Origin of the sequence: Arthrobacter sp. NicSoilB4, assembly GCF_019977335.1 — a bacterium.
Classification (GTDB): domain Bacteria; phylum Actinomycetota; class Actinomycetes; order Actinomycetales; family Micrococcaceae; genus Arthrobacter.
Window position 1 is genome coordinate 2,161,859 of record NZ_AP024653.1, and the last position, 19,241, is coordinate 2,181,099.

Sequence of the window (19,241 nt, forward strand, 5' to 3'; positions counted from 1 at the left end):
GGTCCTGCCTGGTTGCCGGCGCTCCGTGGAAGCGCGTCGTCAGCGGGTGATCAGATACGGGTTGGCCTGCTGGCAGACGACGTCGCCGGCGGTCTGGTTCACGATGTCGTTGGGCAGCTGCACCGGGGCGTCCCCGCCTGGGGTACCCCCTACGCGGTCGCTGCCCAGGTAGACCTGGACGCCGGCGACACCGGCCGCCGGCAGCACCTGCTGCGCCGGAATGCCCAGCACCGCGGCAACGTCCGCTGCAACGTCGGCGAAACCCTCGCCGTAATACACCGCGGTGGCCGCTACGGGCTTTGCCGCGAGCTGGCCGAGCTGGGTGAAGCCGCCGGCGGTCAGGACCTTGATGATCTCCTGGGTCCGCGCCGGAGTCCCGGAACCGTTAGCCACCGTGACCGGCTGCAGCGTCTTGTCGTACGCGGCGGCCGTCTCGCTCGGTGCCGGCTCGGCGCTGGCACTCGCGTCCGGGGCGGCAGACGGGCTGGGCGTCGCCGTCGGGTCCGTCAGGTCGATGTCCTTGCGCATCGCGGCGAAGAGCTGGGAAGCAGCAGGCTCCGCGACCTGCAGGCGGTTCGGGTCGCTGGCCGCCGGCACAGTCGGCACCGCCACGAACGCAACCTTGCCGACGTCGATGTTCTTCAGCCGGTTCCCGACGGTCAGCAGCGTGGGAATGGAGGCCATGCCCTCGTCGATGGTCAGGTTCTTGGTAACGACGTCGGCGATTTCCAGCATCTTGCCGGGGTTCGACAAGGTGCCGTCATCCTTCATCTTCCGCGTCAGGGAGGACAGGAAGCCCTGCTGGGCCTTGATCCTGCCGAGGTCGCCGCCGTCGGCGAAGGCGTGCCGGGCGCGCAGGAACGCCAGCGCCTGCTCGCCCTGGACCTTGGACGTCCCCTTGGGGAGCCGCAGCTTCGAATCGGGGTCGTACACGGCGTCGCTGATGCACACGTCCACGCCGCCCACAGTGTTCGAGAGTTCCTTGACCGCGTTGAAGTCGGCCATCATGAAGTGGTCGATCTCCAGGCCCGTGAGTTTGTTGACCGTGTCCACGGCGCAGCCAATGCCCGCCTCGGACATGGCGGCGTTGATCATCACGTTCTTCTGCGCCGGGAACTCCTTCTTGGATTCCTGGTCGGTGCATTTCGGCGTGTCCACCAGCAGGTCGCGGGGGAAACTAACCACGCTGACGCGCTTGTTGTCCGCGGAGATGTCCATGAGCATCATGACGTCGGAATGCCCGTAGCCGGTGGCGTCGTCGGAGGTGCCGTACTGCGCGTTCTTGCCGTCGCGGGTGTCGGAGCCGAGAATCAGGATCTGCATCCGGTCCCGCGAATTGTCGACCGCGCCTTCCGTCTTGTCACCGCCGGCGCCCAGGGCGGCCTTGCTGATGTTTCCCTGCAGCCGGACCGCCCAGTAGGCGCCGAAGGCAATCACACCAACGAGCAGGACAGACACCACAACCGTCCCGATTTTCAGCCAGCCGGGCATGCCGCGCGCCGCACCGAGATGCCGTGCCGGCCCGACGGCGGGATCATCCGTGTGCCGGGCGGCAGAACCTGGCCGAACCGGGGATCCGGTTCCGCCTGCGCGGTCTTCACGGGGTCGGGACACAGTTGAGCCTACTTTCACGAACGGGTTCATCCATTTTAGACTCCGAATCTGGGAATTCCCCGATGGTGTCCTCCGTGGGAGCGGCGCAGGCGCCGAGGTCGGTCCGGCGTGCGCCTAGAAACCCAGCTTCACGAGCTGCTTCGGGTCGCGCTGCCAGTCCTTGGCGACCTTCACGTGCAGATCGAGGTAGATGCGGGCGCCGAGCAGCGCCTCGATCCCCTTGCGGGCGTTGGTGCCGACCTCGCGGAGCCGGGCCCCGCCCTTCCCGATGATGATGGCCTTCTGGGACGGCCGTTCCACGAAGAGGTTGACGCGGACGTCGAGGAACGGCCTGTCTTCGGGCCGGCCCTCCCGCGGAACGATCTCGTCGACGACGACGGCCAGGGAGTGCGGCAGTTCGTCGCGTACGCCTTCCAGCGCGGCTTCCCGGATGAGCTCGGCGATCATCACGGCTTCCGGTTCGTCCGTCAGGTGGCCGTCCGGATACAGGGGCGGCGACGGCGGCATGTGGCTGATCAGTACATCGGCCAGCGTGCCGACCTGGAAACCGTCGGTGGCGGAGACCGGGACGATGTCCTTCCAGCCGTCCTCGCCGATCACGTCGCGGCCCAGGGCTGCGACGGCGAGCAGCTGCTCGGTGAGGGCCTGCCGGTCCACGGTGTCGGCTTTCGTGACGATCGCGATGACCGGCTTGTTGCCGATCGCGGCGAGCTGGGCGGCGATGAACTTGTCGCCCGGGCCGATCTTCTCGTTGGCGGGAAGGCAGAAGCCGATCGCATCAACCTCGGCGAGGGTGTCGGCGACCAGTTCATTCAGCCGCTTTCCCAGCAGGGTGCGCGGGCGGTGCAGGCCCGGGGTGTCCACCAGGATCAGCTGCGCGTCGTCCCGGTGGACGATGCCGCGGATGGTGTGGCGCGTCGTCTGCGGCTTGGCAGAGGTGATCGCGACCTTCTGGCCGACCAGGGCGTTGGTCAGGGTGGACTTGCCCGCGTTGGGCCGCCCGACCAGCACCGCGAAACCGGCGCGGTAGCCGCCATCGGCAGCTGCGCCGTCGGACTTATTCTGCTTGCTCACGTGAGACTCCCTGTTGGATTGGTGCGGCCTCGTCGAGAAGGTCTTCAAGGTCAGTTTCTTCTTTTGGTACGGCTGCCGCAATGATGTGGCTGACGCGGTTCCGCCGGCCCTCGAGCCGGTCGGCACGGAGGGACAGCCCGTGGACCTCCACGGTGCTGCCGACGATCGGGACCCGGCCGAGGGCTTTGGCGAGCAGGCCGCCCACGGTGTCCACTTCGTCGTCGTCGAGCTCCAAGTCGAAGAGCTCACCGAGGTCATCGATGCTCATCCGCGCGCTCACCCGGTAACTTCCGTCGCCGAGCTCCACCGCTTCCGCGCTTTCGGTGTCGTACTCGTCAACGATCTCGCCGACGATTTCCTCAATGAGGTCCTCGAGGGTGACCAGTCCGGCGGTGCCGCCGTACTCGTCGATCACAATCGCGACGTGCGTCGATTCCTTCTGCAGTTCGCGCAGCAGCTCGCTCACCGGCTTCGAGTCCGGCACGTAGCGGACCTCCCGGGCCAGCTCGTCCACGACAGGGGGCACCTCGCCGGGGCGGAGGTTATGGATGACGGCGGCCACGTCCTTGAGGTACACGATGCCAAGGACCTGGTCCGTGTTCTCGCCGATCACCGGGATCCGGGAATAGCCCGAGCGCAGGAACAGCGACATGGCCCGGCGCAGGCTGGACCCCGAGTCGATGCAGAGGATGTCGGTGCGGGGCACCATGACGGAGCGGACCAGTGTGTCGCCGAAGTCGAACACGGACTGGATCAGCTCGGCCTCGTTGTCCTCGATCACGTCGGACTCCGTGGCGCGGTCCACCAGTTCCCGGAATTCCTCTTCGCTGAAGAACGCCTCGTTGTCCGCGGGTGCCCCGGGGGCCACGGCGCTGCCCAGGGCGACCAGCCAGCCCGGAATCGGCCCAAGCACCCAGCACAGCCAGCGGATCAGGGGGGCGCTGAAGCGGACGAGGCCGGCCGAGTGGACCCGGCCGAGCTGCCGGGGGGACACGCCCACAATCACGAAGCCCAGCAGCGCCATGATTCCGGTGGCGATCAGCCCCGCGAGCCAGATGTTCTCAAGCAGGCTGGTCAACAGCACCGTCACGGCGACGGCGGAGGCCATATCGAACCAGATCCGCCAGAACCGCAGGGCACGCATGTGCGCCACTGGCTGCGCCATGATGCGTTTCAGCGCGGGACCGCGGCTCTGCAGAATGGCGGCCTCGGCATCATGCCGGGAAAGGTAGTTGAAGGCAGATTCGGCTGCGGTCAGGAACGCGGCAAAGCTCAGGAAGACCAGCGCCATGCCGGCGAGGATCAGTGGCGTCACTGAATCGTCTCTGACGGGGCGTCTTTGCCGGTGAAGGCAGAGAGCAGTTCACGCTGGAGGCCGAACATCTCCTCCTTCTCCTCCGGTTCGGCATGATCGAAGCCGAGCAGGTGCAGGATGCCGTGCGTCGTGAGGAGCAGCATTTCGTCCTGGGTGGTGTGGCCGGCGTTCATCGCCTGGACCTCCGCGACCTGCGGGCAGATGGCGATGTCGCCGAGCATGCCCTGGGGCGTTGGTTTGTCCGGCGTGCCTGGCGTCAGCTCATCCATCGGCACCGAGAGCACGTCGGTGGAGCCCGGCTCGTCCATCAGTTCGATGTGCAGCTTCTCCATGGCCGGTTCGTCCACGAGCAGGATGGACAGCTCGGCCTGCGGGTGGATGAAGAGTCGTTCGAAAATGAACCGGGACAGCTGCACCAGCTCGGCCTCGTCGACCGTAACGCCGGATTCGTTGTTGACCTCGATGCTCATGCGTCTTCTCCCCGCTTGTCGCGTGCCACGGAGTGTTTGACCCGGTTTCGCTGGATCTCGTCCCATACGCTGTAGGCGGTCACGATGTCGCCCACCAAGCGGTGCCGGACGACGTCGGAGGCGTCCAGGACTGTGAAGTTGACGTCCTCGATGCCCTGCAGGATTTCCTCGACGATCCGGAGCCCGGACCGGGTCCCGAAGGGAAGGTCCACCTGCGTAACGTCCCCGGTGACCACCATTTTCGAGCCGAAGCCCAAACGGGTGAGGAACATCTTCATCTGCTCCGGAGTGGTGTTCTGGGCCTCGTCCAGGATGATGAAGGCGTCATTGAGCGTGCGTCCGCGCATGTAGGCCAGCGGGGCCACCTCGATGGTCCCGGCCGCGATCAGCCGGGGGATGGATTCGGGGTCCATCATTTCGTGCAGGGCGTCGTAGAGCGGCCGCAGGTAGGGGTCGATCTTGTCGCTGAGCGTGCCGGGCAGGAATCCGAGCCGCTCCCCCGCCTCGACGGCGGGACGGGTCAGGATGATCCGCGTGACTTCCTTTTGCTGCAGCGCCTGGACAGCCTTGGCCATCGCCAGGTACGTCTTGCCGGTACCCGCCGGACCGATGCCGAAGATCACCGTGTTGGCGTCTATCGCGTCGACGTAGTTCTTCTGGTTCAGCGTCTTCGGCCGGATCGTCTTGCCGCGGCTCGAAAGGATGTTGTGCGTGAGCACCTCGACCGGGTTCTGCAGGGACTGGGTCCGGAGCATTGATACGAGCTGCTGCAGGACAGCGGGCGTGATGATGGTGCCCCTGGCGACGAGGCCACGGACCTCGTTGAGCAGGCGCATGATCCGCGGCACGTCCGCGGCCGGCCCGCTGATCGCGAGCTCGTTGCCGCGGACATGGAAGTCGACGGCCGGGAACTGGGCCTCAATAAAGCGCAGGGCCTCGTCATGACTGCCAAGGGACTGGACCATCTGATCGGAGCTGTCGAACAGGACTACCTCCGTCCGCAGCCCTGGTAGGGAGTGGGGGAATTCACCTGCGGAGCGCTCTCCAGCGCTGATCCGGGCCTTGCCGTTCGTTGCTTCAGTCATGGTGTTGGCCCGCGGGCCTCTGGTCCCCTCCAGTTCGGAAATGGTCTGCCCCCTGATCCGGCCCCACGGTGCTTGTGGTGAAGGCTTGTTGTGAAGGCGGTGCTTGTTGTGGCTCGCCTTCTGGTTCCGGGGTCAGCGGGTCCTCCTATCTTACGCCAGTGGCCGGCTGCGTATGCCGCCGGGCGACGGCCTGTCGGGCAGCCCGGCCGGCTGTCTGGCAACCATTTCCGACTTTGTTTCCGGATTTTGGTATCAACTTCGCATCGGCCTCATATCGTTCCCGTTGCAGTTCCGGCCCTCCTGCCGAATCCCCCGTTCCGCGCCGGACCCGTATGCGATGCTGGAAATCAGCTACCTGCACGGCATTTGCAGCCGGGCGGCGGGCACGGTCAAGCAGACGAACCAGACGAACCAGACAAACCAGAGCAGACAAGGGCAGCGGCAATCAGGCAACGCGGGATGGGACAGACAACAGCAGCAGGCGCGCGGATACGACCGCGCATGCTGCTGCTAATGCTGCCTGCGGCGCTGGTCCTGTCCGGCTGCGTGGCCACGCCCCAGTCCGGCATCACGAACTCCAACTCTCCGTCGCAGGTCGTGTCCGCCCAGGCATCGGCGGCGACCACCAGCGCGCCGCTGGAGACGACCCAGGCATCCAACAAGGCGCCGGTCTACTGGATCGGCCGGAGCAATGACAACACGTTCCTCTACCGGGAATTCCGGGATGTCCCGGAACAGGACAACCCGGTCACCCGGGCCCTGCGGGTCATGATGTCGCAGAAGCCGCTCGATCCGGACTTCTTCACTCCCTGGCAGAACCCCAAGAAGCTGGCCACCTCCATTTCGGGCAAGAATGTCATCACCGTCGACATGTCAGCGGACGCTTTCAACAGCAACGTGGATCCCGCCATGGCCGAGCGCGCGGTCCAGCAGCTCGTGTACACCGCGACGGCGGCCGCCGCCAGTGCGGGACTGATCGACTCCGGCCAGCAGATTCAGGTGGTGGTGCTCGTGGACGGCCATACCGACTACGTCGCCTTCAACCACGTCCGCCTCGGCTCCCCGACGTCGCGCAGCGCCGGGATGGTCGCCCCGGTGTGGATCATTGACCCCCAGGAAGGGACTTCAGTCCAGGACGGCGCGGTCAAGGTCTCCGGGCGCAGCACGGCTCCGGGAGGCGAACTCCGGTGGGAGATCCTGCGGATCGACGGCAGCGTCAAGACCAGCTACCTGAACGGGACGGTCACGGCGTCGGCTGAGGCCGGCCAGTCGGGCGCCTTCAGCGTCTCGGTGAATCTTGGACCGGGCAACTACGAGGTCCGGGTGTCCCAGCTGGAGGACGGCAACGCTGCAAAAGACCTGAACATCGATACCCGCGGCTTCACGGTCAAATAGGCACCGCTGCCGAACCAGCATCGACTTTTGAGCTGAACCCGGGCTACCAGCGGCCCAGGATGTCGCTGGCGAGTACTGTCGCTGCGGGACCTGCTGTGGACGAACGCAGCACATGATGTCCCAGCAGGGCCGTCACGGCGCCGGCGTCGCAGAGCCTGGTCACTTCACGCGGGCTGATGCCGCCCTCGGGCCCCACTATCAGCAGTACCTCGCCGCCCGCGCCGGACCCGTCGCCGTCGGACAAGTCACCAGCGGAGTTGGCCGCCTGCCAGGCCTCCAGGACCTGCCGCAGCGGACGCACGGCGTCCTCGTGCAGGATGATGGCGAGATCCGCGGCGGCCACCGCAGCCTGCAGTCCGGCGCCGTCGACGGCGGAGCGGACTTCCGGGATCCACGCACGACGGGCCTGCTTGGCCGCCGCAGTGACGACGGACTGCCACTTGGCGTGGGCCCTCGCCGCACGCTCGGCCTTCCAGCGGACGATCGACCGTTCGGCCTGCCAGGGCACAACCGCGTCGATTCCGAGTTCGGTCGCGGTCTCCGCGGCGAGCTCGTCCCGGTCGCCCTTTGCGAGGGCCTGGACCAGGACGAGCCGGACCGCGGGCCGGGGCTCGTCGGAGAGTTCGGAGCACGTGACCGACAGCTCGTTCGGGGCGACGGCCGCGACGGTGCCGGTCAGGCGCTTGCCGGCGCCGTCGGCGATGTCCACGGCTTCCCCGACGGCAAGGCGCTTCACCGTGACCGCGTGGCGGGCCTCAGGTCCGTCAAGAGTGAAGACGGAGCCGGGAACCAGCCCGTCGAGGGTGCCGGGGGCAGTGAAAAAGACCGGGTTGCTCACCGCTACAGGTTACCGAGCCGGTCCCGGAGCTTCGCGAAAACCCCGCCGCTCGCGGCGAGCTTTCCTTCGGTGAACTGCTCGCCGCGCAGCTTCGCGAGCTGGCGGAGCAGGTCCTCCTGGGCGGCGTCGAGCTTGGCGGGGGTGTCCACCTGGAGGTGGACCTTGAGGTCACCGCGGCCGTAGCCGCGAAGGTGGGTGACGCCGAGTCCGCGCAGCGTGATGACCTCACCGGACTGGGTGCCTGCCTTGACGTCAATCTCCTGCTGGCCGTCGAAGGTGTCGAGGGTGAGTTCAGTGCCCAGCGCTGCCGCCGTCATGGGGATGTTGAGGCTGGCGTGCAGGTCGTCGCCGTCGCGCACGTAGGTGGCGTCGTTGTTGACCCGGATCTCCACGTACAGATCGCCGGCGGGGCCGCCGGCGGGGCCGGCCTCGCCCTGGCCGGAGAGCTGGATGCGGGTGCCGGTGGCAACTCCGGCGGGAACCTTCACCGTCAGGGAGCGCCGGCTGCGGATCCGGCCCTGGCCTGCACATTCGTTGCAGGGGTCCTTGATGACCGTGCCGAAGCCCTCGCAGGAACCACAGGGCGCGGTGGTCATGACCTGGCCGAGGATGGAACGGACGGCGCGCTGGACCTGGCCGCTGCCGCCGCAGATGTCGCAGCGTTCCGGGTGGCTGCCTTCACGGCAGCACGAGCCCTCACAGGTGGGGCAGGTGACAGCCGTGTCGACTTCGAGTTTCTTGTTGACGCCGAACACGGCGTCGCGGAGGTCGATCCGGACGCTGATCAGCGCGTCCTGGCCGCGGCGGACGCGTGAGGCCGGTCCGGCCTGGCCGCCGGCGCCGAAGAAGGTTTCGAAAATGTCCTGGAACGCGAAGCCCTGGCCGGAGTAGCTGCCGCCGCCGAAACCGTTGTCGGTGCCGTTCTCATTGCCGGTGGTGTCGTAGACCCTGCGCTTCTGCGGATCGGACAGCACCTCGTAGGCGTGGGTGACGGCCTTGAACCGGTCCGAGGCGTCATCCCCGGGGTTCACGTCCGGGTGCAGGGTCCGCGCCAGCTTGCGGTAGGCCTTCTTGATTTCTTCGCCCGTAGCTTCGCGGGAGACTCCAAGAACGTCGTAATGGCTGCTCAAAGTTTGTATCTCTTCCTTTTTGTACTGCCGGTGGGGCACTGCCTGTTAGGGGCAAGAAGCCTGGTGTCGGAACGTCGGGACGGGCGTGGTGTGCCGTCCGTCAGGGGCCGAGAATCCTTGAAAGATAGCGGGCCACCGCTCGGACGGCGGCCATGGTGGTGGGATAGTCCATCCGGGTTGGCCCCAGCACGCCGACCTTCGCCGTGGCGTCCGGACCGTAGCCGGTGGCCACCACCGAGGCCTCGGCGAGTCCGACATACGGGTTCTCCCGGCCGATGCTGACCGTCACCCCCCGCGGGTCCGCCGCCATGTCACTCAGCAGGCGGAGCATAACCACTTGTTCCTCGAGGGCTTCCAGCACCGGTCCGATGCTCAGCGGGAAGTCCACGTTGGAGCGGGCGAGGTTGGCGGTTCCGGCCATGACCATACGCTCTTCGCGGCTGCTCGTGGCCAGCGCCTCGAGGCCGCGGGCCAGCGCCTGCGCCGCGCCGCGCCGCGCGGGCGGGCAACTGCCGACCACGGACTGCAACGACTGCGGCAACAAGTTCAGCGGCGTCCCGGACAGGCCGCTGAGGAAGCGCGTGCGGAGTTCGGCCAGGGCCTCGTCGCCGAAGTCCTGCCCCACGTCAATGACCCGCTGTTCCACTTTGCCGGTGTCGGCGATCAGCACGATAAGCACCTTGCGGGGCGCCAACAGGACGAATTCGATGTGCCTTACCTTGGCCCGGCTGAGATGCGGATACTGCACGACGGCGACCTGGTTGGTCAGGTGCGCGAGCAGCCGGACGGTTCGGTCCAGGACGTCGTCGAGGTCGTCGGAGCCTTCCAGCAGGGCCTGGATGGCGCGGCGTTCTGCCGGTGAGAGCGGCTTGACCGCCGAAATCTGGTCCACGAAGAGCCGGTAGCCCTTGTCGGTGGGGATGCGTCCGGCACTCGTGTGCGGGGCCGTGATGAGGCCCTCATCCTCCAGGGCCGCCATGTCATTGCGGATCGTGGCGCTGGAGACGCCCAGATGGTGCCGCTCCACGAGGGCTTTGGAGCCGACGGGTTCCCGTGAATGGACGTAGTCCTCCACGATGGCGCGCAGCACTTCGAGTTTGCGTGGTTCGCTCACGCTCCACCTCCATTCGACTGTCCCGCATCCGGTGCCGCCGTTCGCCGACCGCACCGCACGCTCTGCTGGCACACGGCCTGTCGGTTAGCACTCGACATGCCTAAGTGCTAACCAGTCTAATATGAGTCGCCGCGTTGTTAGCATTGGATTCGCTCCGGGCGTTCTTCCCGGGGCAGGTGTTTTCGGGCACAGCCCGCCGTAGCAATCCAATCGCAAAGCAGTGTGGAACCGATGTCGTACCAGAACTGGGGCCCGCAGGACCTGTCCGCCCCCGCCAAGACGCAACTGCCGGAAGTGCCGGTGGAGCGCGGAATGGTCCTCGAAGATGTGCAGTCGGGCTGGGTGGGCGCCGTGACCCGGGTGGAGAAGTCCGGCGGGATGCACGTCGTCGCCCTGGAGGACCGCCGCGGCAAGTCCCGGTCCTTCCGGCTCGGCTTCGGCTTCCTGCTGGACGGACAGCCGATCCGGCTGATGCCGCCGGCCCCCCGGGGCGCCGCGGCTGCCGCCGGCAGCAGAACAGCCTCCGGCTCCGTCCGTGTGGCGGGCCAGCGTGCCCAGGTCGCCAAGGCGAGCCGGATCTGGGTGGAAGGCAAGCACGACGCCGAACTCGTCGAGAAGGTCTGGGGCGACGATCTCCGGGTGGAGGGCATCGTCGTCGAGCCGCTGCACGGCATCGACGACCTCGCCGGAGCCGTGGCCGCTTTCCGGCCCGGCCCCGGGCGCCGGCTCGGCGTCCTGGTGGACCATCTGGTTCCCGATTCCAAGGAATCCCGGATCGCGGACGCCGTTATGGCATCCCCCGGCGCGGCCGGCAACGTGCTGATCGTCGGGCACCCCTATGTGGATGTCTGGCAGGCGATCCGGCCCGCCGTGCTGGGGATCGAGAAGTGGCCGGTGATTCCCCGCGGCGTGGACTGGAAGACGGGCATCCTGATGGCTTTCGGCTGGCCGCACAGCACCAAGGAGGACATCGGCCTGGGCTGGCAGAAACTCCTCGGCGCGGTCCGCAGCTACGCCGACCTGGAACCCTCCCTGCTGGGCCGGGTGGAAGAGGTCATCGACTTCCTCACCGTTCCCTGAGGAGCCTGCCCTGGCGCCGCCGCCAGCGGGCCGATCCTCCATTCCGCGCCGAACCAAGTATTCTTGGAACGGCGGCTGCGCTCCCGGCGCGGCCCTGGCACCCCCAGGCACCAACGCACCACCGCAATCCGAAGGACGACACCGTGGCAGATGACGCACGCGAACACACCGGCAACCAGGCCGGCCATGGCCAGCCCCCGTACCATGGCGTTCCCGCAAATGCACTGCCCCTGACGGCAAGCGAGGACCGGCAGTGGGCCACGCTGGCTCACTTCGGCGGCATCCTCGGCTGCGTTCCCTCGCTGCTGATCTACCTGATCTTCAAGGACCGCGGCCCGTTCACGGCGCAAGAGTCCAAGGAAGCCCTGAACTTCACGCTGCCGCCCACGATCGCGGCCGTGCTGTGCAACCTGCTGGTCTTCGTGCCGGTGGTGGGCAACATCTTCGCTGTCCTCGCCACGGTCATCTGGATCGCCGTCACCTGCTTCTCGGTCGCGGCCGGCATCCACGTCAACCGCGGCCAGCCGCACCGCTACGAGTTCAACCTCCGCTGGATCAAGTAGCCCTCCAGCCGGTCCCAGGCAGACGGTCCCGAAATCCCGGACCGAAGCAGGAAAGCCGGCCGCTGCCCTCAGGGCGGCGGCCGGCTTTTTCAGCTTGGTCGGGCAGGATCTTGCGGACCCTAGTCCGGCAAAATCCTGCGGACGACGGCGTCTGCGAGCAGCCGGCCCTTGAGGGTCAGCACGAGGCTGCCGTGGAACGCCGCCACGGGATCAATCAGGCTGTCGGCGATAAGCCCGGCGACGGCGTGCCGCCCGGTGTCACCGAGTCCGCCGAGGCTGCTGATGTCCAGCCCGGAATTCAGGCGGGCCTCCAGCATGACGCGCTCGACGTTGCGGGTCTGCGAATCGAGGGTCTCCCGGCCTGCTGCCGGCGAAAGCCCCGATCCCAGCCGGTTGGCATAGGCCGTGGGGTGCTTGACGTTCCACCAGCGCACGCCGCCCATGTGGGAGTGCGCGCCCGGGCCGATCCCCCACCAGTCATCGCCACGCCAGTAGGCAAGGTTGTGCCGGCAGGCCTGCTCCGGGGTGCGGGACCAGTTGCTGACCTCGTACCAGGACAGTCCGGCCGCCGAGATGAGTTCGTCGGCGAGTTCGTATTTGTCTGCGTGGTCGTCGTCGTCGATCCCCGGGACTTCGCCGCGGCGGATCTGCGCGGCGAGCTTGGTGCCCTCCTCGACGATCAGCGCGTAGGCGCTGATGTGGTCCGGCTGGTAGGACAGCGCGGTCTCCAAGGAGTAACGCCAGTCAGCCAGAGACTCCCCCGGCGTCCCGTAAATCAGGTCGAGGCTGACGGCCAGGCCCGCCTCACGGGCCCACCGGACCGCCTGGGGCACCCGGCTGGGCGTGTGCGTGCGGTCCAGGACCTTCAGAACGTGCGGCACTGCGGACTGCATGCCAAAGGAGACGCGGGTGAAGCCGGCGTCGGCCAGCAGCTGCAGGGAATCGGGCGTAACCGAGTCCGGGTTCGCTTCCGTGGTGACCTCGGCGCCGGGTTCGAGGCCCCAGGCTCCTATGGCGGCGGTGAGGATCCTGGCCAGGTCTCCGGCCGGGAGGAGCGTGGGTGTCCCGCCGCCGAAGAAAACCGTGCTGAGCGGACGTGCCGGCAGGCCGCTGGTCTTCAGAACGGCTGCCGCGAAGTCGACCTCCGCGACGGCGGTGCCGGCGTAGGCGTCCTGGGACGCCCCGCCGCCGAGTTCCGTGGCCGTGTAGGTGTTGAAGTCGCAGTAGCCGCAGCGCACAGCGCAGAACGGGATATGGACGTACAGCCCGAAGGCCCTGGATGCGGCGCCTTCGAGCGCCTGCCCGGGCAGCAGCCCGTCCGACGGCGCCGGGTCGCCCAGCGGAAGGGCGCTAGGCACGGTCGGGTCCGGCAAGCATTGGGACAGTTATCACGGGCACCGCTACTTCTTGGCCTTGTCCTTGGACTCGTCCGTGGTGAGGGCGGCAATAAACGCTTCCTGGGGAACCTCAACGCGGCCCACCATCTTCATGCGCTTCTTGCCTTCTTTTTGCTTCTCCAGCAGTTTTCGCTTGCGGGAAATGTCGCCGCCGTAGCACTTGGCGAGCACGTCCTTGCGGATGGCGCGGATGCTTTCCCGGGCGATGATCCGGGAGCCGATGGCAGCCTGGATGGGCACCTCGAACTGCTGGCGCGGAATGAGCTCGCGGAGCTTGGTGGTCATCATCACACCGTAGGTGTAGGCCTTGTCACGGTGCGTGATGGCGGAGAAGGCATCAACCTGTTCGCCCTGGAGCATAATGTCCACCTTGACGAGGTCGGCCACCTGGTCGCCGTCGGCTTTCCAGTCCAGCGAGCCGTAGCCGCGGGTCTTGGACTTGAGGATGTCGAAGAAGTCGAAGACGATTTCGGCCAGCGGCAGCCGGTACCGGATTTCAACCCGGTCCTCGGACAGGTAGTCCATCCCGCCCATGACGCCGCGCCGGCTCTGGCACAGTTCCATGATGGCGCCGACAAATTCGTTCGGCGCCAGGATGGTCGCGGCCACCATCGGCTCGCGGACCTCCGCGACCTTGCCCGTGGGGTACTCGCTGGGGTTGGTGACGTGGACGACCTTCTTGTCCTCCAGCGTCACCTCGTACTCCACGTTGGGGGCGGTGGAGATCAGGTCCAGGTTGTATTCGCGTTCGAGCCGCTCACGCGTGATTTCCAGGTGCAGCAGCCCCAGGAAACCCACGCGGAAGCCGAAGCCCAGGGCGGCCGATGTCTCCGGCTCGTAGACGAGCGCGGCGTCGTTGAGCATCAGCTTCTCCAACGCATCGCGGAGCACGGGATAGTCCGTGCCGTCCAGGGGGTACAGGCCGGAGAAGACCATCGGCTTGGCGTCCGCATAGCCGGGAAGCGACTCGGAGGCCGGTTTGGCCAGGTTTGTGACGGTATCGCCCACTTTTGACAGGCGGACGTCCTTCACGCCGGTGATGAGGTAGCCCACTTCGCCGACGCCGAGGCCCTTGGAAGGGGTGGGTTCCGGTGAGCTGACACCGATTTCGAGGAGTTCGTGCGTGGCCCGGGTGGACATCATCTGGATGCGTTCGCGGGGGTGCAGCATGCCGTCCACCACCCGGACGTAGGTGACCACGCCGCGGTACGTGTCGTAGACGGAGTCGAAGATCATGGCACGGGCCGGGGCGTTCGGGTCACCCACGGGGGCCGGCAGGTCGCGGACGATCTTGTCCAGCAGCACCTCGACGCCCATGCCGGTCTTGCCGGAGACGCGGAGCACGTCGTCGGGGTCGCCGCCGATCAGGCTGGCGAGTTCCGCCGCGTACTTCTCCGGCTGGGCCGCCGGAAGGTCGATCTTGTTCAGGACCGGGATGATCGTGAGGTTGTTTTCCATCGCCAGGTAAAGGTTAGCGAGGGTCTGGGCCTCGATGCCCTGTGCCGCGTCCACCAGCAGGATCGCGCCTTCGCAGGCCGCGAGCGAGCGGGACACTTCATAGGTGAAGTCAACGTGCCCGGGGGTGTCGATCATGTTCAGCGCGTAGCTGGTGCCGTCGAGCTCCCAGGGCATACGGACTGCCTGGGACTTAATGGTGATGCCGCGTTCGCGCTCAATGTCCATGCGGTCCAGGTACTGGGCCTTCATGTCACGGGACTGGACGACGCCGGTGTACTGGAGCATCCGGTCGGCCAGTGTGGATTTGCCGTGGTCAATGTGCGCAATGATGCAGAAGTTCCGGATGATGGCCGGATCTGTTGCGGCAGGCACCGGGGCGGTGCGGGCCATGGGAGACACGCAGGGTCCTTACTGTTGGCTTTTCCACGGACCGGCGCCGGGCTGGTTTCCCATCCTGCGACGTGCCGCCTTTCTCTCCGTATAGTCTCCCACGTCCGGCCCCGTGGGTTTGCATTCCTGAATTCCACTGCGGACCGCATTTTTGTCGGATTGATTCCGGCCACCCCCGAGCCCTCATCCCGCCTTTCTGCCAGAGCGGGCCGGTATGGTTTTCACCATGGCTTGGAACTTACGCTCAATCGGCAATGCAATCCGCGGTACCTTGCGCTTCCTGGAGGGGCGTCCGGCCGCCGCGCCCCGCGGGACCGGCACGAAGGGGAAGGGCGCGAAATCCGCCGCCCGCCCGGGTACCGGGCGCGGGGCCGCCGTGGGCCTGTCCGGCCGGTACCCCGGCGATTTTCACGGGAAAGCCAAGGTCACCTACGCGCCCTCCCCCAACGGACGCCCCGAGCCGGGCGAAGTTGTCTGGACCTGGGTTCCGTATGAAGAGGACCACTCGAAGGGCAAGGACCGCCCCGTGCTGCTGGTGGGCACGAGCGGGAGCTATCTGCTCGGCCTGATGTTGACCAGCAAGGACCACGACGGCGACCCCCGCCGCGCGGACGACTACATCGACATCGGCACCGGCCCCTGGGACCGGCAGTGGCGCCCCAGTGAGGCGAAACTGGACCGTATCCTGCAGATCAACCCGCAGGATGTCCGGCGCGAGGCCGCCATCCTCGACGCCGGAAGCTTCAGCGTGATCGCCGCGGCCCTGCAGAGCCGCCACGGCTGGCGCTGACCGGCCTTCGGATCGCCACTCTGTTCGTGCCTGCGGCGTCGTCTCTGCTACTATTGACAGCTGTGTGTCCGTGCAGGTCGACGGCCACAGATGGTTGGTCGCCATAGGTATCCCCACGCCGCTCAGTCAATGGCCAATCTGAAAGCCCTCTAGACCATTTTCCGCATTGAAAAAGAGAGTTCACACGTGGCTAATATCAAGTCCCAGAAGAAGCGCATCCTCACCAACGAGAAGGCCCGCCTGCGCAACAACGCAGTCAAGTCCGAGCTGAAGACGGCCATCCGCGCCGTCAACACCGCCGTTGAGTCCACCGACAAGGATGCTGCGGCTGCCGCGCTGCTTTCTGCCAGCCGCAAGCTGGACAAGGCTGTCAGCAAGGGCGTTCTCCACAAGAACAACGCTGCAAACCGCAAGTCGGCCATCTCCAAGAAGGTCAACGCGCTCTAAAGGTTTCCAGTTCACTTGAACTGATGATTGTGGCCGGCACCCTCGGGTGCCGGCCACTTCCAGTTAAAGCCCAGCTTCGATGCCCGGGCGCAGGCGGCGCCGGCGGTCCAGCCCGGGGAAAGTCGGCGTCAGCGGCGCACCGACGTCGCAATCACCGTCACGGCGTGTTCGACGGCGTAGACCGGGTCGCGCGACAGGCCCTTGACCTGCGCATCGGCCTCGGCGGTCACCTGGATGGAGCGGACGAGCCCCTCGGGAGTCCAGCGCCGCACTTCCCGCTGCGCCTGTTCGACAAGCCAGGGCTGCATGCCCAGTTGCTTGGCGATCTGGCCCGAGGACCCCTGGGCGCCGGCGACCTTGGCGAGGGTGCGCAGCTTCGATGCCAGCGCGGCCACCAGCGGCACCGGGTCCGCCCCGGTATCGAGGGCGTGGCGCAGGGTGGACAGCGCCAGCGGAGCATTCCCGGCCATGGCGGCATCGGCGACCTTGAAGGCGGTGGCCTCGACCCTGCCCCCGTAGTACCGGTCCACCATGGCGGAATCCACGCCAGTGGAGGCATCGGCGATCAGTTGGCTGCAGGCGGCCGCCAGTTCAGCCAGCTGCGCGCCGACAGCGTTGACCAAAGCATGCACGGCGTCCGAATCGATCCGCCGGGACGCGGCCTTGAACTCGGACGTCACGAAGGCGATCTTGTCCGCGTCCTTCTTCAGGGGCTGGCAGTCCACCACCGGCCACCCGCCGGCCTTGACGGCGTCGAGGAGTTTCTTGCCGCGCACGCCGCCGCTGTGGCGGAGGACCAGAACGGCGTCCGGTTCTGGCCGCTGGAGGTACTTGAGCCCGTCGGCCAGGAACGCGTCGTTCATGGCCTCCAGGCCTTCCACCTCGAGAAGCTTCTGCTCGCCGAAGAGGGAGGGGCTCACATTCATCGCGAGCGACCCGGGTTCATAGCTGCCGGCGTTGAGCCGGGTGACTTCGACGTCGGGGGCGGCGGCGCGGACCTGCGCGCGGATGCGGTCCATGGCACGGGAACCCAGATAGTCCTCCGGTCCACCGACCAGCACAACGGCGGCCGGGGTCACATCGCGCCAGGTGGCGGTGTTCGACGCCGCTGGCCGGGTGCGTTGGGTCTGGGCAGCAGCCACTGAGGTTTCCTCCCGGAAGATTGATTGCAGACTCTAAGCGTGCCACGGCCTGGACGGTGCACCAAGCCGGGCCCGTGCACTCCCCGCGGCGCCCCCAAGCCGTTCCGGCGTCGCGGCATCCGGTGGGGCAAGGCCGCGGTCTCGGGCAATATCACCGCCTTGGGCAACATCACCGCCCTGAGCAGGCTCACGGTCCGTCTGTGCGCCGCCAGCGCCAGTCCGGCCGAGCGGGCCGGGTGGAACACCAGCCACCAGGCGGCGAGGGTGCAGGTGGAGAACAGTGCCATCGTGGCGGCGCCGAATGCCCCTTCCGGCCATGGCAGGACGGCGCCGGGCAGCCCGGCGAAGCAGCGGGCGATCGCCCCGACTGCGGCGGCGAAAACCGCGGCCGTGCCGAGCAGTGCGTCGGCGAGGGCCGGGGCCAGCGGCACCAACGGCACGGCGGCCGTCCCCAGCAACGTGACCGGGGCGACGAAGACGGCCGCGGCCATGTTGGCGGGCAGGGCGTAGCTGGAGAACTGCGGCTGCAGCAACACGACCACCGGCCCGCAGAAGGCCTGCGCGGACAGCGGCACTGCCACTCCGGCGGCGAGCCAGCGCGGCACCGCGGCCGGGAACCACCCCATGATCAGCCGCCCCACCACGACGATACCGAGGGTCGCAAGCACGGACAGCAGGAACCCGAAGCTGGTCGACATCGCCGGTTGCGCCAGCACCAGCACAATCACGGCGAGGCACAGGAAGCTCAAACCCCGGCCCTGCCGGCCTCCCGCCAGGGCCACGAGCCCAACCCCGCCCATCACGGCAGCCCGCAGGACGCTGGCATCCGGGCCGACCATCAGGACAAACAGCCCCATGCCCGCAAGGCCGAGGACCGCCGCGAACGACCGGCTGCACCGCAGGCTGCGCGCGGCCAGCAGCAGGGCGCCCAGGATGAGGCTGCAGTTGGCGCCGCTGACCGCGGTCAGGTGGGTCATCCCGACGGATTTCATGGCCACATCCAGCCCGGCGTCCAGATTGCTGGTGTCTCCGGTCACCATTCCCGGCAGGAGGCCCCGGGCGTCACCGCCGAAATGCCCGGCGGCAGCGGCGAAGTGGCTGCGGACTTCCACGGGGCCCTGCTGCCAGGGCCCCGGTGTGCTGATCGTAAGCGGGGCAGAACTTGCCGAGAGCACCGCCGCTTCAGCCTGGCCGGGCGCAATTGGCCTGAGTTTGCCGGTGGTGCGCAGCCGCTGCCCGGGCGTGGCATCTTCCCAGCCGGCACCGCCTATGACCAGTACCTTGGCGGGCGAGATCACGCGGTTTGAGGCAACGTTCATTTCGAGCAGGACCGCCGGAACCGCCCATTGCTCCGCGAGTCCGGAACTTCCGGGCGTCCTGAGTCCCCGGGGAGCACCCGTTATCTCCACTTCCGCGACGACGGCCGCATGGGCGGCGGCGGCAGCCGCGATGGCACCTTCGTGCCGCCGGGAGGAGTCGACGGCGGCGTGGCCGCCCGCCGCAGCGGAGAGGAGCAGCGCCGCGGCCATGGTCGCGAGGAAGCTCCGACGTGCCGGGCTGCAGTGCCATCGCGCTCCGTGACCGGCACTGCCGCCGTAGGATGCCCCGAACAGGAGGAGCCCGGCGCCGGCCAGGAGGGTAATGCAGAGGGCCGCCAGCGCTGCAGGGTGCAGGTGGTGCCCGGCGGCGGCCGTGGCCCACACCAGCGCTGCCGAGGGAACGAGGCGCATATCCGTTCGGCGGAGCGTCTCCTCCCGCGCCGGGGTGGTGCGGTGCGGGGATGCGAACTGCGGAAGCCGGTCACGGAGCCGCAGCCGGCCGCGTCCCCGGCGGGCAGCCGGCGGCGGCCCCGGCCGGGACCGACCGGTCCCAGGTCCCCGGGTAACGGCGGCGTCAACGTACCGCTGCCAGCGGCTGTGCTGTTCCATGTCAATGTCCG

18 protein-coding genes are annotated in these 19,241 nt (G+C 67.5%); 6 read left to right on the forward strand and 12 right to left on the reverse strand.

From position 1 onward, the window contains the following. Nucleotides 1-39: 39 nt before the first annotated feature. From LDO13_RS09735 to LDO13_RS09755, 5 genes are all read right to left on the reverse strand, one after another. Nucleotides 40-1,491: an LCP family protein gene (locus LDO13_RS09735; protein ID WP_224049745.1), complete on the reverse strand. Its 1,452-nt coding sequence runs from the start codon at nucleotides 1,489-1,491 to the stop codon at nucleotides 40-42. Nucleotides 1,492-1,728: 237 nt separating this feature from the next. Next, nucleotides 1,729-2,688: a GTPase Era gene (gene era, locus LDO13_RS09740; RefSeq protein WP_224046570.1), complete on the reverse strand. Its 960-nt coding sequence runs from the start codon at nucleotides 2,686-2,688 to the stop codon at nucleotides 1,729-1,731. Then, on the reverse strand, nucleotides 2,672-4,003 hold the full coding sequence (locus LDO13_RS09745; protein WP_224046571.1) for a hemolysin family protein: 1,332 nt from the start codon (nucleotides 4,001-4,003) through the stop codon (nucleotides 2,672-2,674). Before LDO13_RS09745 ends, era begins: the two co-directional genes overlap by 17 nt. Beyond that, nucleotides 4,000-4,473: an rRNA maturation RNase YbeY gene (gene ybeY / locus LDO13_RS09750; RefSeq protein ID WP_224046572.1), complete on the reverse strand. Its 474-nt coding sequence runs from the start codon at nucleotides 4,471-4,473 to the stop codon at nucleotides 4,000-4,002. The genes LDO13_RS09745 and ybeY overlap by 4 nt, the downstream gene beginning before the upstream one ends. Beyond that, the gene (locus LDO13_RS09755; RefSeq protein WP_224046573.1) at nucleotides 4,470-5,558 is read right to left on the reverse strand and encodes a PhoH family protein; all 1,089 of its coding nucleotides are present in this window, start codon (nucleotides 5,556-5,558) and stop codon (nucleotides 4,470-4,472) included. The genes ybeY and LDO13_RS09755 overlap by 4 nt, the downstream gene beginning before the upstream one ends. A gap of 103 nt (nucleotides 5,559-5,661) precedes the next feature. Here LDO13_RS09755 and LDO13_RS09760 point away from each other — a divergent pair, with 103 nt between their 5' ends. Together LDO13_RS09760 and LDO13_RS09765 are read left to right on the forward strand one after the other, a co-directional pair. After that, nucleotides 5,662-6,072 carry a hypothetical protein gene (locus tag LDO13_RS09760; RefSeq protein ID WP_224046574.1) on the forward strand — a complete coding sequence of 137 codons (411 nt, stop codon included), beginning with the start codon at nucleotides 5,662-5,664 and terminating at the stop codon, nucleotides 6,070-6,072. Further along, complete coding sequence (locus LDO13_RS09765; RefSeq protein WP_224046575.1) at nucleotides 6,060-6,953, forward strand: GerMN domain-containing protein; 894 nt, start codon at nucleotides 6,060-6,062, stop codon at nucleotides 6,951-6,953. Before LDO13_RS09760 ends, LDO13_RS09765 begins: the two co-directional genes overlap by 13 nt. A gap of 43 nt (nucleotides 6,954-6,996) precedes the next feature. Here the strand turns inward: LDO13_RS09765 and LDO13_RS09770 are convergent, their stop codons facing one another. From LDO13_RS09770 to hrcA, 3 genes are all read right to left on the reverse strand, one after another. Next, the gene (locus LDO13_RS09770; protein ID WP_224046576.1) at nucleotides 6,997-7,791 is read right to left on the reverse strand and encodes a 16S rRNA (uracil(1498)-N(3))-methyltransferase; all 795 of its coding nucleotides are present in this window, start codon (nucleotides 7,789-7,791) and stop codon (nucleotides 6,997-6,999) included. 2 nt (nucleotides 7,792-7,793) lie between these two features. Then, the gene (dnaJ, locus tag LDO13_RS09775) at nucleotides 7,794-8,921 is read right to left on the reverse strand and encodes a molecular chaperone DnaJ (RefSeq protein ID WP_224046577.1); all 1,128 of its coding nucleotides are present in this window, start codon (nucleotides 8,919-8,921) and stop codon (nucleotides 7,794-7,796) included. Nucleotides 8,922-9,021: 100 nt separating this feature from the next. After that, on the reverse strand, nucleotides 9,022-10,035 hold the full coding sequence (gene hrcA / locus LDO13_RS09780) for a heat-inducible transcriptional repressor HrcA (RefSeq protein ID WP_224046578.1): 1,014 nt from the start codon (nucleotides 10,033-10,035) through the stop codon (nucleotides 9,022-9,024). A gap of 231 nt (nucleotides 10,036-10,266) precedes the next feature. On the opposite strand from hrcA, the gene LDO13_RS09785 reads away from it, so the two are divergent. Together LDO13_RS09785 and LDO13_RS09790 are read left to right on the forward strand one after the other, a co-directional pair. Then, nucleotides 10,267-11,115 (forward strand): DUF3097 domain-containing protein, encoded by an 849-nt coding sequence (locus tag LDO13_RS09785; RefSeq protein WP_224046579.1) that lies wholly within the window; start codon nucleotides 10,267-10,269, stop codon nucleotides 11,113-11,115. A 143-nt stretch (nucleotides 11,116-11,258) separates the two neighbouring features. Further along, the gene (locus LDO13_RS09790) at nucleotides 11,259-11,678 is read left to right on the forward strand and encodes a DUF4870 domain-containing protein (RefSeq protein ID WP_224046580.1); all 420 of its coding nucleotides are present in this window, start codon (nucleotides 11,259-11,261) and stop codon (nucleotides 11,676-11,678) included. A gap of 119 nt (nucleotides 11,679-11,797) precedes the next feature. On the opposite strand, the gene hemW is transcribed toward LDO13_RS09790, so the two are convergent. Then, nucleotides 11,798-13,036: a radical SAM family heme chaperone HemW gene (hemW, locus tag LDO13_RS09795; protein WP_224046581.1), complete on the reverse strand. Its 1,239-nt coding sequence runs from the start codon at nucleotides 13,034-13,036 to the stop codon at nucleotides 11,798-11,800. Nucleotides 13,037-13,078: 42 nt separating this feature from the next. Then, nucleotides 13,079-14,932, reverse strand: a complete 1,854-nt coding sequence (gene lepA / locus LDO13_RS09800) for a translation elongation factor 4 (RefSeq protein ID WP_224046582.1) — start codon at nucleotides 14,930-14,932, stop codon at nucleotides 13,079-13,081. Nucleotides 14,933-15,149: 217 nt separating this feature from the next. On the opposite strand from lepA, the gene LDO13_RS09805 reads away from it, so the two are divergent. Both LDO13_RS09805 and rpsT read left to right on the forward strand, forming a co-directional pair. Beyond that, nucleotides 15,150-15,713 (forward strand): type II toxin-antitoxin system PemK/MazF family toxin, encoded by a 564-nt coding sequence (locus LDO13_RS09805; protein WP_224046583.1) that lies wholly within the window; start codon nucleotides 15,150-15,152, stop codon nucleotides 15,711-15,713. Nucleotides 15,714-15,899: 186 nt separating this feature from the next. Continuing rightward, complete coding sequence (gene rpsT, locus LDO13_RS09810; RefSeq protein ID WP_024365662.1) at nucleotides 15,900-16,160, forward strand: 30S ribosomal protein S20; 261 nt, start codon at nucleotides 15,900-15,902, stop codon at nucleotides 16,158-16,160. 128 nt (nucleotides 16,161-16,288) lie between these two features. On the opposite strand, the gene holA is transcribed toward rpsT, so the two are convergent. Next, nucleotides 16,289-17,302 (reverse strand): DNA polymerase III subunit delta, encoded by a 1,014-nt coding sequence (holA, locus tag LDO13_RS09815; protein WP_224046584.1) that lies wholly within the window; start codon nucleotides 17,300-17,302, stop codon nucleotides 16,289-16,291. Then, nucleotides 17,236-19,230, reverse strand: coding sequence for a ComEC/Rec2 family competence protein (locus LDO13_RS09820; RefSeq protein WP_224046585.1), 1,995 nt, complete (start codon nucleotides 19,228-19,230; stop codon nucleotides 17,236-17,238). The genes holA and LDO13_RS09820 overlap by 67 nt, the downstream gene beginning before the upstream one ends. Between the last annotated feature and the right edge of the window lie 11 nt (nucleotides 19,231-19,241).